This is a genomic window from Kocuria soli (assembly GCF_003797835.1).
In the GTDB taxonomy this organism is placed as follows: Bacteria; Actinomycetota; Actinomycetes; order Actinomycetales; family Micrococcaceae; genus Kocuria; species Kocuria soli.
This window is the reverse complement of sequence record NZ_RKMF01000011.1, coordinates 102,411-120,818: the sequence shown is the minus strand read 5'-3', so window position 1 is coordinate 120,818 and position 18,408 is coordinate 102,411. Positions and strand designations below refer to the sequence as shown.

Here is an 18,408-nt window from a genome sequence, read left to right as displayed (position 1 = left end):
ACGGGGGACAACACAAGTTCCGAACGCATGGACGCGCCCGGGAGGTCCGCGTCCGTCGTGCAGGCGCCCTCCACCTGCCCTCTTGAGTCGTCTGCTCCCGGTGAGAGACTGAACGGACGAACACAGAAGTCACCGAACCGAGAACTGGCAACGCAGCGCCGGAGCACCGACTCCGGTCGGAGGAGGGCCCGTGGACATCGCCTTGGTACTGGGGTCGGGTGGTGCCCGCGGTTACGCGCACATCGGTGTGATTGACGAGCTGCTCGACCGAGGTCACCGCATCGTCTCCGTGGCCGGATGCTCCATGGGGTCGCTGATCGGCGGACTGTACGCGGCGGGTGCCTTGGACGAGTTCCGGGATTTCGCACTTACGTTGCGGCGGACCGACGTCTTCCGGCTGGCCGACATCACCGTCAGCGGCCCGGGCCTGTTCAAGACCGACCGCCTCATGGACCGCCTGCACGGCATGATCGGGGACGTCAGGATCGAAGACCTTCCGATTCCGTACACCGCTGTGGCCACGGATCTGACGAATCACCGGGAGGTGTGGTTCCACGACGGACCCCTGCTGACCGCGATTCGCGCCTCGATCGCCATCCCCACGGCCATCACTCCGGTGGCGTTCCGGGACCGGTTGCTGGCCGACGGCGGCATCCTGAATCCGCTTCCTTTGGATGCCTCCTCACACTTCATCTCGGATGCAACGGTGGCGGTGTCCCTGTTCGGCCGCGACCGTTTCGGCGTCGAACCTCAGGCCGCGGGCGCGGATCAGGCGGGGTCCGACACCGGGAACCTGCCCGACGACGTCGATCCCCGCGATCGCGAGCAGAGCGTCACCAAGGGGGTGGCGCACCCCGTGTCCGAACCACCGTCTCGGCGCGAGGAACCGGCGGCGGATCCAGGACGTGCTGCCCAAGCCGCCCAGGAGGCAGCCGCTGAGGTGGTCGCCGAATCAGAGACCCGGGCCGAGATCGTGGATGACCTGTTGCTGCCGGAAGCCACCGCAGCCACCTCCGAGGCGGCGGCCGTGCCGGGTGCCGTGGCGGGCTGGTGGCGGGAGCGTGTGGCCCAACCGTGGAAGCAATCCACCGGGGTCCGCAAGTCACGCACACCGGAGGAACGCGGGCGGGAGGCCAAGGCTCGCGGGCCGCGGAAGTCGGCGGAGTGGAACGAACAATTCGCGTCCCTGCCCAAGGACCTCTCCACGGTGGACATGATGCTGACGTCCCTGGAGATCATGCAGGCCGCCATCGAAAAGCCCCGCATCGCGATCCAACCACCCGATGTCCTGGTCTCCGTCCCGGCAGACACCTGCGCGACCTTCGATTTCGATCAAGCGGCGCGCGTCATTGCCACGGGACGCGCCCTGGCCAAGGAGGCTTTGGACAGAGCCGGGCTGTGAGCCCGGGGCGGGGACACGCGTAGATTGGACAACGCACGAGCCACCTCGGGCGATGGCTCACACTAGTGATGTCACGAGCGATATATCGGGAAGTCAGGGCTGGCTTCCGAACTCACCTGTCACCGCAGGTGTTGACAGACCGCATCGACCACCACCGATCAAGGAGTTCGACATGTCCCAGAACCCCGAAAACACCACGTCCGGCGACACCCCCTGGACCGATCCGCAGGCACCGCGGAACGCGCAGTCGCCGCAGAGCGCGCAGCCCCACCAGAACGACCAGAACTATCAGACGGATCGGACCGCCGACGCCGAGCCCGCCCGCCAGGCACCGGCTCAGGACGGCGACCGCCACCAGGACCGCCGCCCCGCGCTGGACCCCAAGCTGGACGGCCGCTCCAAGAGCGGTGTCAGCGGCGCCACCTGGTTCGCGCTGATCATCGGCCTGATCATCCTGATTCTGCTGTTGGTCTTCGTCCTGCAGAACATGAAGGACATCCAGATCGCCTACATGTCCTGGGAGTTCGCGCTCCCGCTGGGCGTTGCCATGCTGTTGGCGGCCATCGCCGGTGCATTGATCACCGCGCTTGTGGGGTCCATCCGTCTGGCAGTGCTCTCCCGCCGGGTGCACAAGTTGGAGAAGGAACGCGAGACCATCCGTCGCACTCTGCGCTGAACCCACGCGGGCCGAGGACGACCCGAGAGTCGGTCGACTCGGATCCCGTGACAGACCCGGGTCCGGCCGCAGACGTGAAGGCGCCCCGCAGGAAATGATTCGTGCGGGGCGCCTTCACGTCTGCGGGGTGATCAGCCCTTCATGCCGTCGATCACCTGGTTGAAGGTGTTCGACGGGCGCATGACGGCGAACGCCTTGTCGTCGACGGGCTGGTAGTAGCCGCCGATGTCCGCGGGGGAGCCCTGAACAGCAAGCAACTCCTGCGCAATGGTCTGCTCGTTCTCCGTCAGCTCGGCGGCGACGTCCTTGAACGCCGCGGCGAGCTCGGCGTCCTGCGTCTGCTCCGCAAGCTCCTGGGCCCAGTAGAGCGCCAGGTAGAAGTGCGAACCGCGGTTGTCGATCTCCCCGGCCTTGCGGGACGGGGACTTGTTCTCGTCCAGGAAGCGACCGGTGGCCGCGTCCAGGGCGTCGGCCAGCACCTGCGCGCGGGCGTTGTCGTAACGCGAGGCCAGGTGCTCGAAAGAGGCGGCCAGGGCCAGGAACTCACCCAGGGAGTCCCACCGCAGGTGGTTCTCCTCGACCAGCTGCTGGACGTGCTTGGGTGCGGAGCCGCCGGCGCCCGTCTCGAACAGGCCGCCGCCGTTCATGAGCGGCACGATGGACAGCATCTTGGCCGAAGTCCCCAGTTCCAGGATCGGGAACAGGTCCGTGAGGTAGTCACGCAGTACGTTGCCGGTCACGGAGATGGTGTCCTCGCCGCGGCGGATGCGCTCGATGGAGAGCTTGGTGGCTTCCACGGGGGAGAGGATGCGGATGTCCAACCCATCCGTGTTCTCGTCGGCCAGGTAGGTGTTGATCTTCTCGATGAGGTTGCGGTCGTGGGCGCGGGACTCGTCCAACCAGAACACGGCGGGCATGCCGGATTCACGGGAACGACGCACGGCCAGCTGCACCCAGTCCTTGATGGGGGCGTCCTTGGTCTGGCAGGCACGCCAGATGTCACCGGCCTCCACGTTGTGGGACAGCAGGACCTCACCGGCGGCGTTGAGTACCTCGACCACGCCGTTGGCCGGAATCTCGAAGGTCTTGTCGTGGGAGCCGTACTCCTCTGCCTTCTGCGCCATGAGACCGACGTTGGGAACGGTGCCCATGGTGGTCGGGTCATAGGCGCCGTTGGCGCGGCAGTCGTCGATCACGGCCTGGTACACACCCGCGTAGGAGGAATCCGGGAGCACCGCCAGGGTGTCGGCCTCGGTGTCGTCCTTGGTCCACATGTGACCGGAGGTCCGGATCATGGCGGGCATCGAGGCGTCCACGATCACGTCCGAGGGCACGTGCAGGTTGGTGATGCCCTTGGCGGAGTTGACGTAGGCCAGTGCCGGGCCTTCGGCCAGGCCCTTCTCGATCCCGGCGCGCACGGCCGTGGCGTCGTCCTCGGAGAGCTCACCCAGACCGGAGAGGATGGCACCCAGACCGTCATTGGGGGAGAGCCCGGCCGCGGCCAGCTGCACGCCGTACTGGTCGAAGACCTCGGGGAAGAACGCCTTGACCACGTGGCCGAAGATGATGGGGTCGGAGACCTTCATCATGGTGGCCTTGAGGTGCACGGAGAACAGCACGCCCTCGTCCTTGGCACGTGCAATCTGCTGCTCCAAGAAGGCGTCCAGTGCCTTGGCGGACATGAAGGTCGCGTCCACGACCTCGCCGGCCAGGACGGGGATCGATTCCTTGAGCACCGTGGTCTCACCGGAGGTCTCGCGGAGACGGATCTGAAGCGTGTCGTCGGCGGGCAGGACCACGGACTGCTCGTTGGAGCGGAAGTCGTCGACGCCCATGGTGGCCACGTTTGTCTTGGAATCCGCCGTCCACGCACCCATACGGTGCGGGTTCTTCTTGGCGTAGTTCTTGACGGCCTTGGGAGCGCGGCGGTCCGAGTTGCCCTCACGCAGCACCGGGTTGACGGCCGAGCCCTTGACCTTGTCGTACCGGGCGCGGGTGTCGCGCTCCTCGTCGGTCTGAGGGTCCTCGGGGTAGTCGGGGAGGTCGTAGCCCTGGGACTGCAGTTCCTTGACGGCGGCCTTGAGCTGCGGGACCGAGGCGGAGATGTTCGGCAGCTTGACGATGTTGGCTTCGGGAGTCTTGGCCAGCTCACCGAGCTCGGTCAGGGCGTCGCCGATGCGCTGATCCTCCGTCAGGCGCTCGGGGAACTGGGCGACGATGCGCCCCGCCAACGAAATGTCCCGGGTCTCCACCTCGACGCCGGCCGCGGTGGCGAATGCCTCCACGATCGGCTTGAACGAATAGGTGGCCATCAACGGGGCTTCGTCGGTCTTGGTCCAGATGATCTTCGGCATATGAGTCGATACTCCCTCGTGTGCGACGTCATGCGTCCTTCGGTTGCATCCCCAGATCGGGATGCGATCCGGGGTCAAACCTACCCGATCCGGGTCTGCGAACGCCCTCCCGTCAGGCGCTCCCCAGCCTGTTCTGGCCTGGTTGTGAGTGACCTGGTACAGAATTGTCCGAGACACAGTGCGGAACGCCCGTCCCGCCCGTTCCCCGTTCCGGAGGTTCCCATGATCTGGCGCTGGCTCGTCAACGCCCTGGCCGTGGCCGTTGCCACCTACGTGGTGCCCGGCATCTCCATCACGGACACCTCCGTGAGTGCCCAGGTGGTGGCGATCGTCGTCGTCGCAGCTGTCCTGGGTGCGCTCAACGTCGTCGTGAAACCTGTGTTCACATTTCTCACCGGGTGCCTGGTGATCCTGAGTTTCGGTCTGTTCCTGATCGTCATCAACGCGCTCATGCTGCTGGCTGCGTCCTGGATCATGGGCGTCTTCGGCGGAGCCTGGCACGTGGACGGGTTCTGGCCTGCAGCGGTTCTGGGCTCCCTGGTGATTTCCGTGGTGAGCCTGGTGCTGGGGATCTTCGAACCCCGTGAACGGCCTCATCGCCCGGAGCCCCCGATCGAACGCGGCTGGTGACCGATCGGTCAGACCAGCAGCACCAGGCTGACCGCCATGACGGCCATTCCCGCGACCACCCCGTAGACGGAGAGGTGGTGACCGCCGTACTTCTCCGAGGTGGGGAGCAGTTTGTCCAGTGAGATGAAGACCATGATGCCGGCCACCGCCGCGAAGACGACGCCGAACAGGGTCTCCGTGAGCCACGGCCGCAGAACGGTGTAACCCAGCACCGCGCCGATGGGCTCCGCCAGGCCGGAGACGACCGCCAGCACGAGTGCCTTGGACCGTGAACCCGTGGCCTGGAAGACCGGGACCGCCACGGCAATTCCCTCGGGGATGTTGTGCAGTGCAATGGCCACGGCTATCGGCAGGGCCAGGGTCGGGTCGGCCAGACCCGTCATGAACGTGGCGAAGCCTTCCGGGAAGTTGTGGATGCCGATGGCCACCGCGGTGAGCAGCCCCATCCGGAGCAGGGCCTGCTCACGAACCGAGGTCTTCGGTCGTGGCCGGGCCCCCGCGGCTCCGGGGCGCAAACCGCCCTCGGGTGTGTGGATGTCTTCGGTGGAGTGCGTGAACTCGTGCGGGTTCGAGTGCGCGGGGACCAAGCGGTCGATCGCAGCGATGACCGCGATGCCACCGAAGAATCCGCCCACAAGGCCCCAGGACGCCGGCCCGGCGCCCAGGTCCTTGAGCAGGTGGTCCTGCGCCTTGGGCACGATCTCCACGAACGAGACGTAGAGCATGACCCCGGCAGAGAACCCCAAACTCACGGCCAGGAACCGGGTGTTGGTGTGGTGGGCGACGAAGGCCACCAGCCCGCCCAGGCCAGTCGCCAGGCCCGCCAGAAGGGTCAGGGTGAACGCGACTGTCACCGTGCCCGGCAGATCCCCAGCGCGCAGGGCCACCGGCAGCGCGGCAGGTGCAACCGCGAAGATCGTGCCCACCACCGGGATTACAGGTAGCGCGTGGGGTCGAAGGAGTCCAGCTCGATGATGCGTAGGCGCGGCAAGGGCGCGTTGAAGGCCTGGAAGTCGTCCTCGAGGTCAACGATCTGCAGCCCCTGTTCCTCGAGTTCGTGCAGACCCGCGGAGAGCAGTTCCCGGAAGCACAGAACAGCCACGCGCCGGTCGTCGGCGAGCAGCGCACGCAGCTGGTCCAGGAAATCGATGTCATGGGTGGCCAGGACGACGTCGCCGTGGCCCTGTTCCAGGATGGCGTCCAGGGTGCGCTGGATACCCACGTCCACGACCTTGACCCGGGCAGGGCCGGACAGGGGCACCACCTGGTAGTCGAACCCCCGCAGTGCGGCCACGAAGCTGAAGGGAAGGTGCCCGTTGGACCCGTTGAGGAAGAACAGCCCCTTGGTCTTGCGCCCCGATCCGGGATCCCACAGCTTACGAGCCCCCTGCATCACGCGTTCCCACCGCGGCCGCTCCTCAGGTCGCGGCTTGCGTTCCAGCAGGGACATGCCCAAGGTGGCGTCGATGTTCTCACCGTCGACCACCAGGTAGGTCACCCGCTCACCGGAAGCCGCTTGACGGTCTTGGTCGGCGGACAGGGAGGCGTCAGCGGGGCCCACTCGTTCTGCAAAGGCGGGATCTTGCGCATTCATGACCATGAGCCTACGGGAGACCGACCGGGGCGCACTCATATCGTCCGGGAACTCATTCGCTCAGGGTCCGGAACCAGGGAAATACCCGGTGTGGTGGGTCACAATCGCGGGCTAGGGTTTGGTGCATGAGTGAGCACAGCCCCGCACGTCTGCAGTCCGATCTCGCCCGTCTGAGCAGGGAGGTGGAGCAGTACCTTTCCACCGTCGAGTCCTTCCACGACGACGAATTCGATCGTGCCTCCCTGTGCGAGGGCTGGACCCGCGCCGACGTGGTCGCACACGTCGCGGTGCTGTCCCGCCGTCTGGTGCGTCTGATCGACTGGGCCGAGACCGGCGACGAGCAGAAGCCGTACGACAGCCCGGAGGAGCGTGCCGCCCTCATCGCCGAGACCGCGGCCCTGCCCAGGACGGAGCTCAAGGTCGAGGCGCGAGCTGCCGCCCAATTCTTCCTGGAGAACGGGCAGCGCCTGCGCGGGGACCTGGCGGCCCAGGAGATTGCGATCGGCCCCAAGACCTTCGCCGCGACGTCGTTGCCGGCCGTGCTGATCGCGGAGATCGTGGTCCATCACGCCGACCTGGACACGCAGTGGGAGGTCGAGGAGGCGGATCCCGACTCGCTGCTGAACGCAGTGGAATCCGCGGTGCGGACCATGCGGGTCAAGGAAGCCCCGGGGATGACGATCTTGACCGACGAGCGGGACGAGTGGGTCATCGGCGACGGCGCCCTGCGGGTCGAGGGAGACCGGGAAGGTGTCCTTGCCTGGCTGGCCCGCGGTGACGACTCGGCGATCTACTTGCCGGAAGGAGCGGTGGCGCCCGAGTTGCCCCGGTGGTGACCGATTCCGTATCAAGCATGCACCCCCCGTACACGAGGGAACGGGCCCCAACTCATCGGAGTTGGGGCCCGTTCCCATGTATACCGATCGAGTCATGGGGGTGAGGTCAAGAGATTTGTTACCTGCGCGTAACAGATCGGACACGAGATTTACTGGGACGCGGAGTCTCATGCTGTTTGTTTGCTGTTAATCTGTGCAGCGTTACCGCCGAGTATGGCCCAGATCACATCCAAGGCTGCTCGGTTCTCCCGATCCTGGAGGTCACCATGAACCCTCTGTTGTCTCGCCGCCGTCTACTCGGAACCGTTGCGCTCTCCTCGGCCGCAGCCGTTGCACTGTCCGCCTGCGGGGGCGGCGGAGGTGGTGGTGAAGGGGGAGGTACGGTGACTGCGTTCAGCGTCGAGCCGGAGAACCCGCTGATCCCGTCCAACACCACTGAACAGGGCGGTGGGCGACCTGTCGAGTTGATCTTCAAAGGACTGATCTCCTACGACGAGGATGCCCAGCCCGTCAACGAGTTGGCCGAGTCGATCGAGTCCGAGGACAACATCAACTGGACCATCAAGATCAAGGGAGGCAAGAAGTTCACCAACGGGGAGGACATCACCTCCCAGAGCTTCGTGGACGCTTGGAACTACGCCGCTGCGGCCAAGAACGCGCAGCAGGGTTCGTACTTCTTCGAGGTCATCAAGGGCTACGACAAGGTCTCCGCCGAGGGCTCGGAGGAGGACGAGATGGAGGGTCTCAAGGTCGTCGACGACACGACCTTCGAGGTCGAACTCTCCCAGGCCGACATCACCTTCCCGAACCGCCTGGGCTATCACACCTACGTGCCGCTTCCCGCGTCGGCCTTCGAGGATATGGAGGCCTTCGGCGAGAACCCCGTGGGATGGGGACCCTTCAAGATGGACGGCGAGGGTGCCTGGTCGCACAACGAAGAGATCCGCCTGGTCAAGAACGAGGACTACGACGGTTCACAGCCGGCGCAGCTGGATGCCCTGACCTTCAAGCTGTACCAGTCCGCGGAAGGCGCATACTCGGATCTCATCTCCGGGAACCTGGACATCCTGGACCAGATCCCGCCGTCCAGCATGGACGTGCGTGAGGACGACCTCTCCGGGCGCACGGACCAGGTGGAGTACGCGGGCAACTACACCTTCGGTATCCCGTACTACCTGGAGGGCTGGTCGGGGGAAGCCGGGAAGCTGCGTCGTCAGGCCATCTCCCTGTCGATCAACCGCGAGGAACTCATCGACCAGGTCATCAAGCAGGGCACTCCCGCCAAGGACTTCACCTCGCCCGCCGTCGAAGGATTCCCGGAGTCCTTCAAGAACCAGGAGTTCGTGGAGTTCGACGCCAAGAAGGCCAAGGAACTCTGGGATCAGGCCGACGAGATCGAGAAATACAACGGCAAGCCCTTCGAGCTGGCCTACAACGCGGACGGTGGCCACCAGGAATGGGTGGACGCCGTGTGCAACATGATCAAGAACGCCCTGGGGATCGAGGCGCAAGGCAAGTCCTACGCGACCTTCAAAGAGCTGCGGACCGAGGCCAACGCCGGTGAGTTGACCTCAGCATTCCGGTCCGGCTGGATGGCGGACTACCCCTCCATGTACAACTTCCTCTCCGCGCAGTTCGCCACCGGGGGATCCTCCAACGATCCCAAGTATGAGAACCCCGAGTTCGACAAGAAGCTCAAGGAAGGCCTCGAAGCCGAAACTGTGGAGGACGCGAACAAGGCCTTCATCGAGGCTGACGAGATGCTGCTCGAGGACATTCCGGCTGTGCCGCTGTACTACCCGGCCCGCACCTTCGGATGGAGCGAGAATGTCAACGACGTCAAGCTGACCTGGAACGGCGAGATCGACTACGCCGTCGTCACCCAGGCCTGACCCCCGACCGGGCCGCGCGCCGTCGATCACGGCGGGCGGCCCGGTCCCGCTTTGCCCAGGTCCGGGAGCTCACATCCACGAGCCAGCCCGACCATCCCGTTCGCAGGAGTCCTTCCACCATGCCAACCACCACACCGGCGCCATCGCGCCCGAACGCTTCAGGGGGTGCCGCCTGACATGGCCTGGTATCTCATCCGACGCATTTTGCAGATGATCCCCGTGTTCTTCGGGGCCATCTTCATCGTCTACTTCCTGATGTTCGCCACCTCCGGCGATCCCACCGCCGCGCTGTGCGGTGATCGTGGCTGCACGGACGCCACCAAGGCGGCGCTCGAGGCCCAGTACAACCTGGACCAGCCGTTCATCGTCCAGTTCCTGCTCTACCTCAAGGGCGTTTTCACCCTGGACCTGGGCAAGAACTTCTCCGGACGTCCGATTCTCTCCGTCATCGCGGACACGTTCCCCAACACCGTCAAGCTCGCGATCATCGCCGTGATCTTCGAAGCGATCTTCGGCGTCCTGCTCGGGCTCATCGCGGGACTGCGCAAGGGCACCTGGTACGACTCCGGGCTGCTGTTCTTCTCCCTGATCCTGATCTCCATCCCGGTGTTCGTCCTGGGCTTCGTCTCCCAGTTCGTGTTCGGCATCAAGCTTGGGTGGACCAGTCCCACGGTGGGCAGCGGTGCTCCGCTGACCGACTTGTTGCTGCCGGGCATGGTGCTCGGCGGCATCTCGCTGGCTTATGTTCTGCGCCTGACCCGCAACTCGGTCGCGGAGACCCGCGACGCCGACCACGTGCGGACGGCCACGGCCAAGGGACTTTCCCGACGACGGGTGATCAACGTTCACGTGCTGCGCAACTCGATGATCCCGGTGGTGACCTTCCTGGGTGCCGACCTGGGCGCGCTGATGGGCGGGGCGATCGTGACCGAACGCATCTTCAACATCAACGGCATCGGCAATCAGCTCTACCGCGCGATCAACCTGGGTGACGGCGCCATGGTCGTCTCCCTGGTCACGTTGATCGTGATCGTGTTCGTGCTGGCCAACCTGCTGGTGGACCTGCTCTACGCCGTGCTCGACCCGAGGATCCGTTATGCCTGAGCCACAGAAAACCGTCACCGAACACTTCGTGGCCCCGGTCCTGGAAGATCAGGGCCGCGCCGGGATCGAGAACCAGCTTGACGCCAAGCCCAGCAACTTGTGGCGCGACGCCTGGAAGTCTCTGCGCAAGAACCCGATCTTCATCATTTCAGCCTTGCTCATGCTCTTTGTGCTGTTCGTCGTCGCGTTCCCGGGGGTTTTCACCTCCGCGTCCCCGAACAGCAACTGCATGCTCTCCAACGCCAACGGGTCACCCACGGACGGGCACCCGTTGGGTTTCACCAACCAGGGCTGCGACATCTACGCCCGCGTGGTCCACGGGGCCCGAGCCTCGGTGCTGGTCGGGTTCGGCGCCACCCTGGGTGTCCTTGTCCTGGGCGTGATCGTGGGCGGCCTGGCCGGCTTCTTCGGCGGCTGGGTGGACGCGATCATCTCCCGCGTCATGGACATCTTCTTCGCGATCCCGCTGATCCTGGGTGCGATCGTCCTCATGTCCGTTCCGGTCATGCGGCAGAACGCCGGGATCGTCACGTTGGCCATCGTGCTGACCGTCTTCGGATGGCCCCAGATGGCCCGCATCACCCGAAGTGCCGTGCTCGAAGTCCGGCACGCGGAGTTCATCACGGCGGCTCGATCGCTCGGCATGGGCAAGTTGTCCATCCTCTTCAAGCACGTCCTGCCGAACGCCGCCGGTCCGATCATCGTGATCGCCACGATCTCCCTGGGCATCTTCATCGTCGCCGAGGCCACGTTGTCCTTCCTGGGCATCGGGCTTCCGCCGTCGATGCTGTCCTGGGGACACGACATCTCCGCGGCCCAACCCCAGCTGCGCACCAACCCGGAGGCGCTGCTGTGGCCCTCACTCATGCTCTCCGTCACGGTGCTGAGCTTCATGATGCTCGGTGACGCACTGCGCGATGCCCTGGACCCGAAGGGACGTACCCAATGAGCACCTCCACTCGAGTTGAAACCCCGGAGACCGCCGGAGCGACCGAGCGCACACCCCTGCTGGAACTGCGCAACGTCGGCATCACGTTCAAGACCACCACGGGCGACGTGGAAGCCGTCAAGGACACCACCATCACCGTGATGCCAGGCGAGACCGTGGCGATCGTGGGGGAGTCCGGCTCCGGAAAGTCCACTTCGGCGCTGGCCGCGATGGGGCTGCTCCCGTCCAACGGCCGGGTGTCCGAAGGTCAGATCTTCTTCGACGGCGAGGACATCACCCACCCGTCGCGCAAGCGCCTGGAAGCCCTGCGCGGGCGGGAGATCGGCATGGTTCCCCAGGACCCCATGTCCAACCTCAACCCCGTCTGGAAGATCGGTTTCCAGGTCCGCGAGACCCTCAAGGCCAACGGCCTGCCCTCGACCGACGCGGATGTGGCGCAGGCGCTCAAGGACGCTGGACTCTCGGACGCCGAACAGCGCATGAACCAGTACCCGCACGAGTTCTCGGGCGGCATGCGGCAGCGCGCGCTGATCGCGATCGGTCTGGCCTGCGACCCCAAACTGCTCATCGCTGACGAACCCACCTCGGCCCTGGACGTCACCGTCCAGAAGCAGATCCTCAACCACCTGGACCGGCTCACGGACGAGAAGGGCACGTCGGTCCTGCTGATCACCCACGACCTGGGGCTGGCCGCGGAACGCGCCGACCGCGTCGTCGTGATGCAGAAGGGACGCGTGGTCGAGTCCGGGCCGGCGCAGGCGCTGTTGCAGAATCCGCAGCACCCGTACACGCAGGAACTGGTGCGCGCCGTGCCGTCGCTGACCCCAGAGGACATCGGGGCGGAGGACGAGGGCGCGGCCGCGGACGAGATCGTCAGCATCAAGGACCTGGTCAAGGAGTACAAGATCCGCGGCTCCTGGGGCCGTTCCACGCAGTTCCGCGCCGTGGACCAGGTGAGTTTCGGGATCCGCAAGGGCCACACGACGGCGATCGTGGGCGAGTCCGGCTCCGGCAAGTCCACCGTCGCCAAAATGCTGCTGGGCCTGGAGGACATCACCTCCGGGACCATCGAGGTCAACGGCCGGGACATCTCCACCCAGTCCGGCAAGGAGTGGTTCGACTTCCGTCGTCGTGTCCAGCCGATCTTCCAGAACCCGTACGGGTCCCTGGACCCCATGCGCAGCGTGTTCCGCACGATCGAGGAACCGCTGCGGGTCCACAAGGTTGGTGACGTCGCGTCCCGGCGCCAGAAGGTCCATGACCTCCTGGACCGTGTGGCCTTGCCGCGCCAGCTGGGGGACCGGTATCCGAGCGAACTCTCGGGTGGGCAGCGGCAGCGCGTGGCCATCGCCCGCGCGCTCGCCCTGGACCCGGAGATCGTGGTCTGTGACGAGGCGGTCTCCGCCCTGGACGTGCTGGTCCAGGACCAGGTGCTCAAGCTGCTGGGTCAGTTGCAGGAGGATCTGGGCCTGACCTACCTGTTCATCACGCACGACCTGGCCGTGGTGCGCGAGATCGCCCACGACGTCTGCGTCATGGAATCCGGGCGCCTGGTGGAGGTGGGTTCCGTGGAGGATGTCTTCGAGAACCCGCAGCAGGACTACACCAAGCACCTGCTGGACGCGATCCCGGGCAAGGACCTCCTGGAAACGGCCTGACCGCTCCGCCTGAGACTCGCCGAGACCTCCGTTACGGCCCATTCCACCCGGGATTTTGGGCCGTAACGGAGGTCTCGTCGGTCAGAGGATGCCGGATTCGTGGGCGATGACCACCAACTGCACCCGGTCGCGGGCCTGGAGCTTGGCCAGAATGCGGGACACGTGGGTTTTGACCGTGGCCTCCGAAAGCACCAAGCGCTGCATGATCTCCGCGTTGGACAGCCCGTGGCCCACCAGCTCGAACACCTCGCGTTCCCGCGGGGTCAGCTCGTCCAGGCGCGGATCCGCCGGAGCCTGCGGCTTGGGTGGGTCGATGAAGCGCTGCATGAGCCGATGCGTGGTGGACGGGGCGATCACGGCGTCCCCGCGGTGGCACGTGCGGATGGCGGCCAACAGGTCCTCCGGCATGGCGTCCTTGAGCAGGAAGCCGCTGGCCCCCGCCCGGATCCCGTCCAGGGCGTATTCGTCCAGGTCGAAGGTGGTCAACAGGACCACGGTGACCCCTGGGTGCGCGGACAGGATCCGATGCGTGGCCTCCAGCCCGTCCATGACCGGCATACGGATGTCCATGAGGACGACGTCGGGGCCCTCCGCGCGCCCGGCCAGAGAGTCGACCAGGGCCACCGCTTGGGCGCCGTCACCGACGTCACCGACGACGCCGAGGTCGGCCTGGGAGTTGATCAGCATGGAGAAGCCGCTGCGGACGAGGGGTTGGTCATCCACGATCAGCACGCGGATGGGCACCGTGTGGGATTCGGGATCGGGGCTCATGGGAGGTCCTGTCGTTGGTCGTCCGTGGTGACCCATCCCCGGATCACCCACTGGTCAGCATTGTCGCGGGACGGCGTGGCCTCCAACTGCCCGCCGTAGACCCCCAGCCGTTCCGCCAGGCCGCGGAGTCCCTGTCCGGAGGACGGGATCGGCCGGTGCGTCGCATCGTCCGACGGCCCGTGACGATTGGCCGACCTGGAGTCCTGAGCGGCCTGTGAGTCCTGAGCGGCAAGCAGCCCGTCGTTGACCACCTGTGCCTCGGCCCAACCGTGGCCCGAACGCAGCACCACGCTCGCGCCGGTGGCCTTGGGGCAGTGCTTGAGCACGTTGGTCAGACCCTCCTGCACCAACCGGTACAGCGCCAGGGACGCACCGGCCGGCAGGCGGGACAGGGCCTCCGGATCCTCGGGGAGTGTCAGGTCAACCGGGAGCCCGGACTGCCGCACGCCCTGGACCAGATCGGGGACGTCCGCGGTGCCCGGCACGGGGGTGACCTGCTGGGCGTCGTCCGTGCGGAGGACCCCCAACAGGCGCCGCATCTCCGTGAGGGAACCGCGCGCCGTCGTGGAGATCCGTTCCAGGGTTTCGACGGCGGCGGTCGGGTCCGCGGCCGAGGCGTAGCGGGCGCCGTCGGCCTGGGTGATGACCACGGACAGCGAGTGGGCGACCACGTCGTGCATCTCACGGGCGATCCGGGTGCGTTCGTCCTGGGCGGCCAGGCGGACCTCCTGGTCGCGTTCGATCTCCAGCCGGTGCGCCCACGCGGCCAGGGCCTCAGCGCGGTCCGCCAGGGCCTGCGCTCGTTGGGCCTCCGCCTGCTCGCGCTCCCAGCGCACGCGCTTGACGTCACCCAGCAGGTAGGAGGTGATGACCACCAACCACACGAAGGGAGTCATCACCAGCACGGCCATCCACCAGTCGGTGCCGCCGAAGGCGATGGACCCGGGCGCGATCATGGGTTCGGACCACAGCGGGCTGACCAGGGAGACCACTAGGGCCACGACCAGCGCGAGCCCCAGGACCCCCAACCGGTGGGACCGCTGGGACCGCGCGGCCACCCGGTGGATGACCATGGGGACGGCCCAGAACCCCGTGGCAACGGGCCACACGCCCAGCGCCACCGTGGAGATCACGGTGGCCAGGGCCACCAGGAGGGCCGCCGTGACCGGTCGACCGATCCGCAGGTAGACGGGAACCCCGACCAACGCGGCCCCGATGAATTGGCCCCAGCCGCCGGACACGCTGCCCAACACCGTGAAGAACATGAGGACGGAGACCACGACGGCGTTCGTGGCCACCTCGTGCTGCTCGGTCCACCGAGCGATTGCCAGGTGCGGTCTCATCTCGCCTCCGGAACCCGGGTCTGCGCGACGGCCGGTGGCCGCCGCGCAGACCCACGGACGTGTCTCATTCGATCGCGGCCAACCCGGCCACGGGTGAGACCTTCGTGGCCCGCCGGGCGGGCAAGGCAGCCGCGATCAGGGCCGTCAGCCAGGCACCGAGGACGACGGCCACGAGTCCCCACCAGGGTGCCGTGAGCAGCACCGGGATGGTTTTGGTGACCATGGCCGAGATCACCGCCGTACCCAACAACCAACCTGCCACGATACCCACGGCACAGGCAGCGGCGGCGATCACGATGGCCTCGCGCCGGATGGTGGCGCCGAGCTGCCGGCGGGAGAGCCCGAGAGCCCGCAGCAGGGAGTTCTCGCGGGTCCGCTCCAGGACGGACAGGGACATGGTGGAGGCGATGCCCAGGACCGAGACCAGGACGGCCGCGCCCAGCAGCCCCAGGGCCACCGCCAACATGATGTTGAGGATGTCCACGTAGGAGGCCTTCTCGAACGCGGCCGCGCCGATCTCGAAGGCGTTCGTGTCCGTGATCTCCGCGATGTCTCCCAGCGCGGTCTGCGTGGGACGCGAACCGATGCCTCGGGCGAGATCCACGGTGGTCTCACCGGCGCCCTGGGTGACGCCTTCGACGTTGTCCAGACCTGAGATCTTCTCGACGGCGGCGGCGTCCAGGTTCCTGGAGATGGTGACATCCACCGGGCGCGTCTGCTCGAGGTGTTCGAGCACCGACTTCTGGGCGACGGCGTGACCGGTCAACACGGTGGCCACCAGCGTGATGCCGATGAGCAGCGCCGTGGCCGTCGTCGTCGTGCGTGCCGGGTGACGGGAGGCGTTGGCGGAGGCCAGTGCCGACGGCGTGCCGCCCGGGAGCAGCCGCCCCAGGACCGTGACCACGGTCGGCATCCACAAGCGCGAGGTCAGGATGAGACCCAGGCCCGCTGCCGCGCCGGCCCCGATCCCTGCGAGCGGCTGGTTGTGGACCATGGCCGCCCAGGCCAGGACCGAGGCCCCGGCCAGCACCAGAACCACCCCGAGGGCGGTGCGGGCCACGGGCAGGCGGTTGTCGCCCCTGGAACCGCGCATGCCGTCCAACGGGGAGGCCTGCATGGCACGCCGTGCGGGGCCCAGGGAGGCGAGCAAGGTGACGACGACGCCCAGGCCGATGCCGATGGCCAGGTCGCGTGGGCTGACCGCGACGACCACCCAGTCGGGCAGCAGCGGCGACAGGGCGAATGCCACCCCGGTCACGGCGGCCACGCCCAGAACCGAGCTGATCGCACCGATGGCCACGGCCTCCATGACCACGCCGCGCCTCAGCTGCGAGCCTGTGGCACCCATGCACCGCAGGAGTGCCAGCTCCCGAGCGCGCTGGGCCGTGAGCACACCAAAGGTTGTGGTGATCACCAGGAAGGCGACGATCGCAGCCAGCAGGGCGAAGGCCATCAGGAAGGCCAACATGATGTTGCTGTCGCCCGACATCGCCTCCAGCTGTTGGTCGGAGAGCTCCTGCGGGGTCTGGACGTCGACGTCCACGCCCTTGTCCTCCAGCTGCGTCGTGACCCGGTCACGGACCTGCTCCAGATCGGCACCGGGGGAGAGCAGTAGTTGGGTGTCGAATGAGGTTGGCAGGCTGTCGACGCCGCCCGGGACCATGTCCGCGAGCTGGTCCTCGGTGACCCAGGTGTTCATCGAGGCCTCCATCTCCGGTGCGTCCACGATGCCCACCACGCGCAGCTCCGTAGCGGTCGGCGTGGCCTGGTCCGCACCGGCCGAGGGTGCCCCGGGTCCTTGCATAACCGCGGTCACGGGAATCGTCTGGTCGATCGAGAGCCCGCCCCGTTCGGCCAGGTCTGTGCTCACGACCACCTCCCCCGAATCCTGCGCCATTCGGCCCTCAGTGAAATCCCACGGGAAGATCGCGTCATCGGTGGGGGCCGGGGCGGCGTACATCGGGGCGGTGGCCGGGTCCTTGCCCTCGATCTGCGCGGCAACCATGGTCTGTGACCATGCGGTCTGCACGCCGTCGATCTCGGTCAAGGCGTTGACGTCCTCGACGGTGAGACCCTCCGAAGCTTCCATGCTGCCGCCACCCTCGGGCATGGCCACGGAGACCACCAGGTCCGAGTTCTTGGTCATGGCGGTGAGGGTCCCGACCATGGAGGCGTTCAACGTCGAATTGAGAATGAACGCGGCCGAGGCGAAGGCCGCGGAGACGGCCACGCACAGGGCGATCAGCACGTAGCGCGCCCATTGCAGGCGCAGGCGGGACAACACGATGCGACGCATCAGAGCGCGCCCCCTCGGCGTTCGTCGGAGACGATCCGGCCGTCCTGAACCATGATCGTGCGGTCCGTGTAGTCGGCCACCCGGGCGTCGTGGGTCACGACCACCACGGTGTTGCCCTCTTCGTGGACCGTCCGCGCGAGCAGCCCGAGCACTTGGGCCGTGGTCTCCGTGTCCAGAGCACCGGTCGGCTCGTCGGCGATGATGACGTCCGGTTCCGTGATGAGCGCACGGGCGATCGCCACCCGCTGCTGCTGACCGCCCGAGAGCTCATCGGGCCGGTGGTCCAGTCGTTCGGAGATGCCCAGAGCCTCGGCCACGCGCTCCAGGCGCCGGGCCTGCAGCTTCTTGCCCGCCAGGGTGAGCGGCAGTTCGATGTTCTGCCGGGCGGTGAGGACCGGGACCAGGTTGAAGGCCTGGAAGACGAAACCCACGTGCTCGCGGCGGAACTCGGTGAGTTTCTTGTCGTTCATGCGGGTGATGTCCTGCCCACCCACGCGGATGCTGGTCTCCGGTCGGTCGTCGGGGGAGTCCAGACCCGCCAGGCAGTGCACCAGGGTGGACTTACCGGAACCGGAGGGCCCGACGACGGCGGTGAAGGTGCCGCGTTCGATGTGCAGAGAGACGTCATTGAGCGCTGTGACCTTGAGTTCACCGTCGCCGTAGGTCCGGGACACGTGCTCGGCCAGGACGGCCGGAGCGGCCTCTCTCTCGGCCCCAGAGGCCCACGGGGTCTGCGATGGGTCTTGCGTCGTGGTCTGGGAAGTGGAGGTGGCAGAGGTGGTGCTGGAATGCAGAGGGTTGCTTGACATGGCATCCATGGTCCACGGCGGGGTGAGGCCGGCACATCGCCCCGCGGGTCCATCTGTGATGATGACGGGATCATCCCGGGGTATGACGTTCGGA

General features: G+C 66.7%; 15 protein-coding genes. 8 read left to right on the top strand and 7 right to left on the bottom strand.

Annotated elements, in window-relative coordinates; translation table 11 throughout:
- The first annotated feature begins 190 nt into the window (after positions 1 to 190).
- Positions 191 to 1,402 (top strand): patatin-like phospholipase family protein, encoded by a 1,212-nt coding sequence (locus tag EDL96_RS09460; protein ID WP_123825545.1) that lies wholly within the window; start codon positions 191 to 193, stop codon positions 1,400 to 1,402.
- Between the two features lie 172 nt (positions 1,403 to 1,574).
- Positions 1,575 to 2,078: a LapA family protein gene (locus tag EDL96_RS09455; RefSeq protein WP_123825544.1), complete on the top strand. Its 504-nt coding sequence runs from the start codon at positions 1,575 to 1,577 to the stop codon at positions 2,076 to 2,078.
- A gap of 131 nt (positions 2,079 to 2,209) precedes the next feature.
- Here the strand turns inward: EDL96_RS09455 and EDL96_RS09450 are convergent, their stop codons facing one another.
- Positions 2,210 to 4,432, bottom strand: coding sequence for an NADP-dependent isocitrate dehydrogenase (locus EDL96_RS09450; protein ID WP_123825543.1), 2,223 nt, complete (start codon positions 4,430 to 4,432; stop codon positions 2,210 to 2,212).
- A gap of 222 nt (positions 4,433 to 4,654) precedes the next feature.
- Between EDL96_RS09450 and EDL96_RS09445 the strand changes: the two genes are divergently transcribed.
- The gene (locus EDL96_RS09445) at positions 4,655 to 5,062 is read left to right on the top strand and encodes a phage holin family protein (RefSeq protein WP_123825542.1); all 408 of its coding nucleotides are present in this window, start codon (positions 4,655 to 4,657) and stop codon (positions 5,060 to 5,062) included.
- An 8-nt stretch (positions 5,063 to 5,070) separates the two neighbouring features.
- Here the strand turns inward: EDL96_RS09445 and zupT are convergent, their stop codons facing one another.
- Both zupT and EDL96_RS09435 read right to left on the bottom strand, forming a co-directional pair.
- Entirely contained in the window at positions 5,071 to 5,988 is a 918-nt protein-coding gene (gene zupT / locus EDL96_RS09440; protein ID WP_325049549.1) for a zinc transporter ZupT, read from the bottom strand.
- Positions 5,989 to 5,996: 8 nt separating this feature from the next.
- A complete protein-coding gene (locus tag EDL96_RS09435; RefSeq protein WP_456073102.1) occupies positions 5,997 to 6,656 on the bottom strand; it encodes an NYN domain-containing protein in 660 nt (219 codons plus the stop codon).
- A gap of 125 nt (positions 6,657 to 6,781) precedes the next feature.
- Here EDL96_RS09435 and EDL96_RS09430 point away from each other — a divergent pair, with 125 nt between their 5' ends.
- The 5 genes from EDL96_RS09430 (at position 6,782) to EDL96_RS09410 (ending at position 13,095) form a co-directional block, all read left to right on the top strand.
- The gene (locus EDL96_RS09430; protein WP_123825541.1) at positions 6,782 to 7,492 is read left to right on the top strand and encodes a maleylpyruvate isomerase family mycothiol-dependent enzyme; all 711 of its coding nucleotides are present in this window, start codon (positions 6,782 to 6,784) and stop codon (positions 7,490 to 7,492) included.
- Positions 7,493 to 7,875: 383 nt separating this feature from the next.
- Positions 7,876 to 9,384, top strand: coding sequence for a peptide ABC transporter substrate-binding protein (locus EDL96_RS09425; protein WP_325049548.1), 1,509 nt, complete (start codon positions 7,876 to 7,878; stop codon positions 9,382 to 9,384).
- Between the two features lie 177 nt (positions 9,385 to 9,561).
- Positions 9,562 to 10,488 (top strand): ABC transporter permease, encoded by a 927-nt coding sequence (locus EDL96_RS09420; protein WP_123825539.1) that lies wholly within the window; start codon positions 9,562 to 9,564, stop codon positions 10,486 to 10,488.
- Complete coding sequence (locus EDL96_RS09415; RefSeq protein ID WP_123825538.1) at positions 10,481 to 11,437, top strand: ABC transporter permease; 957 nt, start codon at positions 10,481 to 10,483, stop codon at positions 11,435 to 11,437. Before EDL96_RS09420 ends, EDL96_RS09415 begins: the two co-directional genes overlap by 8 nt.
- A complete protein-coding gene (locus EDL96_RS09410; RefSeq protein WP_123825537.1) occupies positions 11,434 to 13,095 on the top strand; it encodes a dipeptide ABC transporter ATP-binding protein in 1,662 nt (553 codons plus the stop codon). The genes EDL96_RS09415 and EDL96_RS09410 overlap by 4 nt, the downstream gene beginning before the upstream one ends.
- Positions 13,096 to 13,176: 81 nt before the next feature.
- Here the strand turns inward: EDL96_RS09410 and EDL96_RS09405 are convergent, their stop codons facing one another.
- The 4 genes from EDL96_RS09405 to EDL96_RS09390 form a co-directional block, all read right to left on the bottom strand.
- Positions 13,177 to 13,866: a response regulator gene (locus EDL96_RS09405; RefSeq protein WP_123825536.1), complete on the bottom strand. Its 690-nt coding sequence runs from the start codon at positions 13,864 to 13,866 to the stop codon at positions 13,177 to 13,179.
- Positions 13,863 to 15,209, bottom strand: coding sequence for a sensor histidine kinase (locus EDL96_RS09400; protein WP_123825535.1), 1,347 nt, complete (start codon positions 15,207 to 15,209; stop codon positions 13,863 to 13,865). The genes EDL96_RS09405 and EDL96_RS09400 overlap by 4 nt, the downstream gene beginning before the upstream one ends.
- Before the next feature lie 64 nt (positions 15,210 to 15,273).
- The gene (locus tag EDL96_RS09395) at positions 15,274 to 17,505 is read right to left on the bottom strand and encodes an ABC transporter permease (protein ID WP_123825534.1); all 2,232 of its coding nucleotides are present in this window, start codon (positions 17,503 to 17,505) and stop codon (positions 15,274 to 15,276) included.
- Positions 17,505 to 18,314, bottom strand: coding sequence for an ABC transporter ATP-binding protein (locus EDL96_RS09390; protein ID WP_123825533.1), 810 nt, complete (start codon positions 18,312 to 18,314; stop codon positions 17,505 to 17,507). The genes EDL96_RS09395 and EDL96_RS09390 overlap by 1 nt, the downstream gene beginning before the upstream one ends.
- Between the last annotated feature and the right edge of the window lie 94 nt (positions 18,315 to 18,408).

Coding starts and splice junctions, on each gene's coding strand:
- EDL96_RS09410 (WP_123825537.1), top strand. CDS start 11,434: ATGAGCACCTCCACTCGAGTTGAAACCCCGGAGACCGCCGGAGCGACC.
- EDL96_RS09395 (WP_123825534.1), bottom strand. CDS start 17,505: ATGCGTCGCATCGTGTTGTCCCGCCTGCGCCTGCAATGGGCGCGCTAC.
- EDL96_RS09390 (WP_123825533.1), bottom strand. CDS start 18,314: ATGTCAAGCAACCCTCTGCATTCCAGCACCACCTCTGCCACCTCCACT.
- EDL96_RS09415 (WP_123825538.1), top strand. CDS start 10,481: ATGCCTGAGCCACAGAAAACCGTCACCGAACACTTCGTGGCCCCGGTC.
- EDL96_RS09405 (WP_123825536.1), bottom strand. CDS start 13,866: ATGAGCCCCGATCCCGAATCCCACACGGTGCCCATCCGCGTGCTGATC.
- EDL96_RS09455 (WP_123825544.1), top strand. CDS start 1,575: ATGTCCCAGAACCCCGAAAACACCACGTCCGGCGACACCCCCTGGACC.
- EDL96_RS09400 (WP_123825535.1), bottom strand. CDS start 15,209: ATGAGACCGCACCTGGCAATCGCTCGGTGGACCGAGCAGCACGAGGTG.
- EDL96_RS09420 (WP_123825539.1), top strand. CDS start 9,562: ATGGCCTGGTATCTCATCCGACGCATTTTGCAGATGATCCCCGTGTTC.
- EDL96_RS09435 (WP_456073102.1), bottom strand. CDS start 6,656: ATGAATGCGCAAGATCCCGCCTTTGCAGAACGAGTGGGCCCCGCTGAC.
- EDL96_RS09445 (WP_123825542.1), top strand. CDS start 4,655: ATGATCTGGCGCTGGCTCGTCAACGCCCTGGCCGTGGCCGTTGCCACC.
- EDL96_RS09450 (WP_123825543.1), bottom strand. CDS start 4,432: ATGCCGAAGATCATCTGGACCAAGACCGACGAAGCCCCGTTGATGGCC.
- EDL96_RS09430 (WP_123825541.1), top strand. CDS start 6,782: ATGAGTGAGCACAGCCCCGCACGTCTGCAGTCCGATCTCGCCCGTCTG.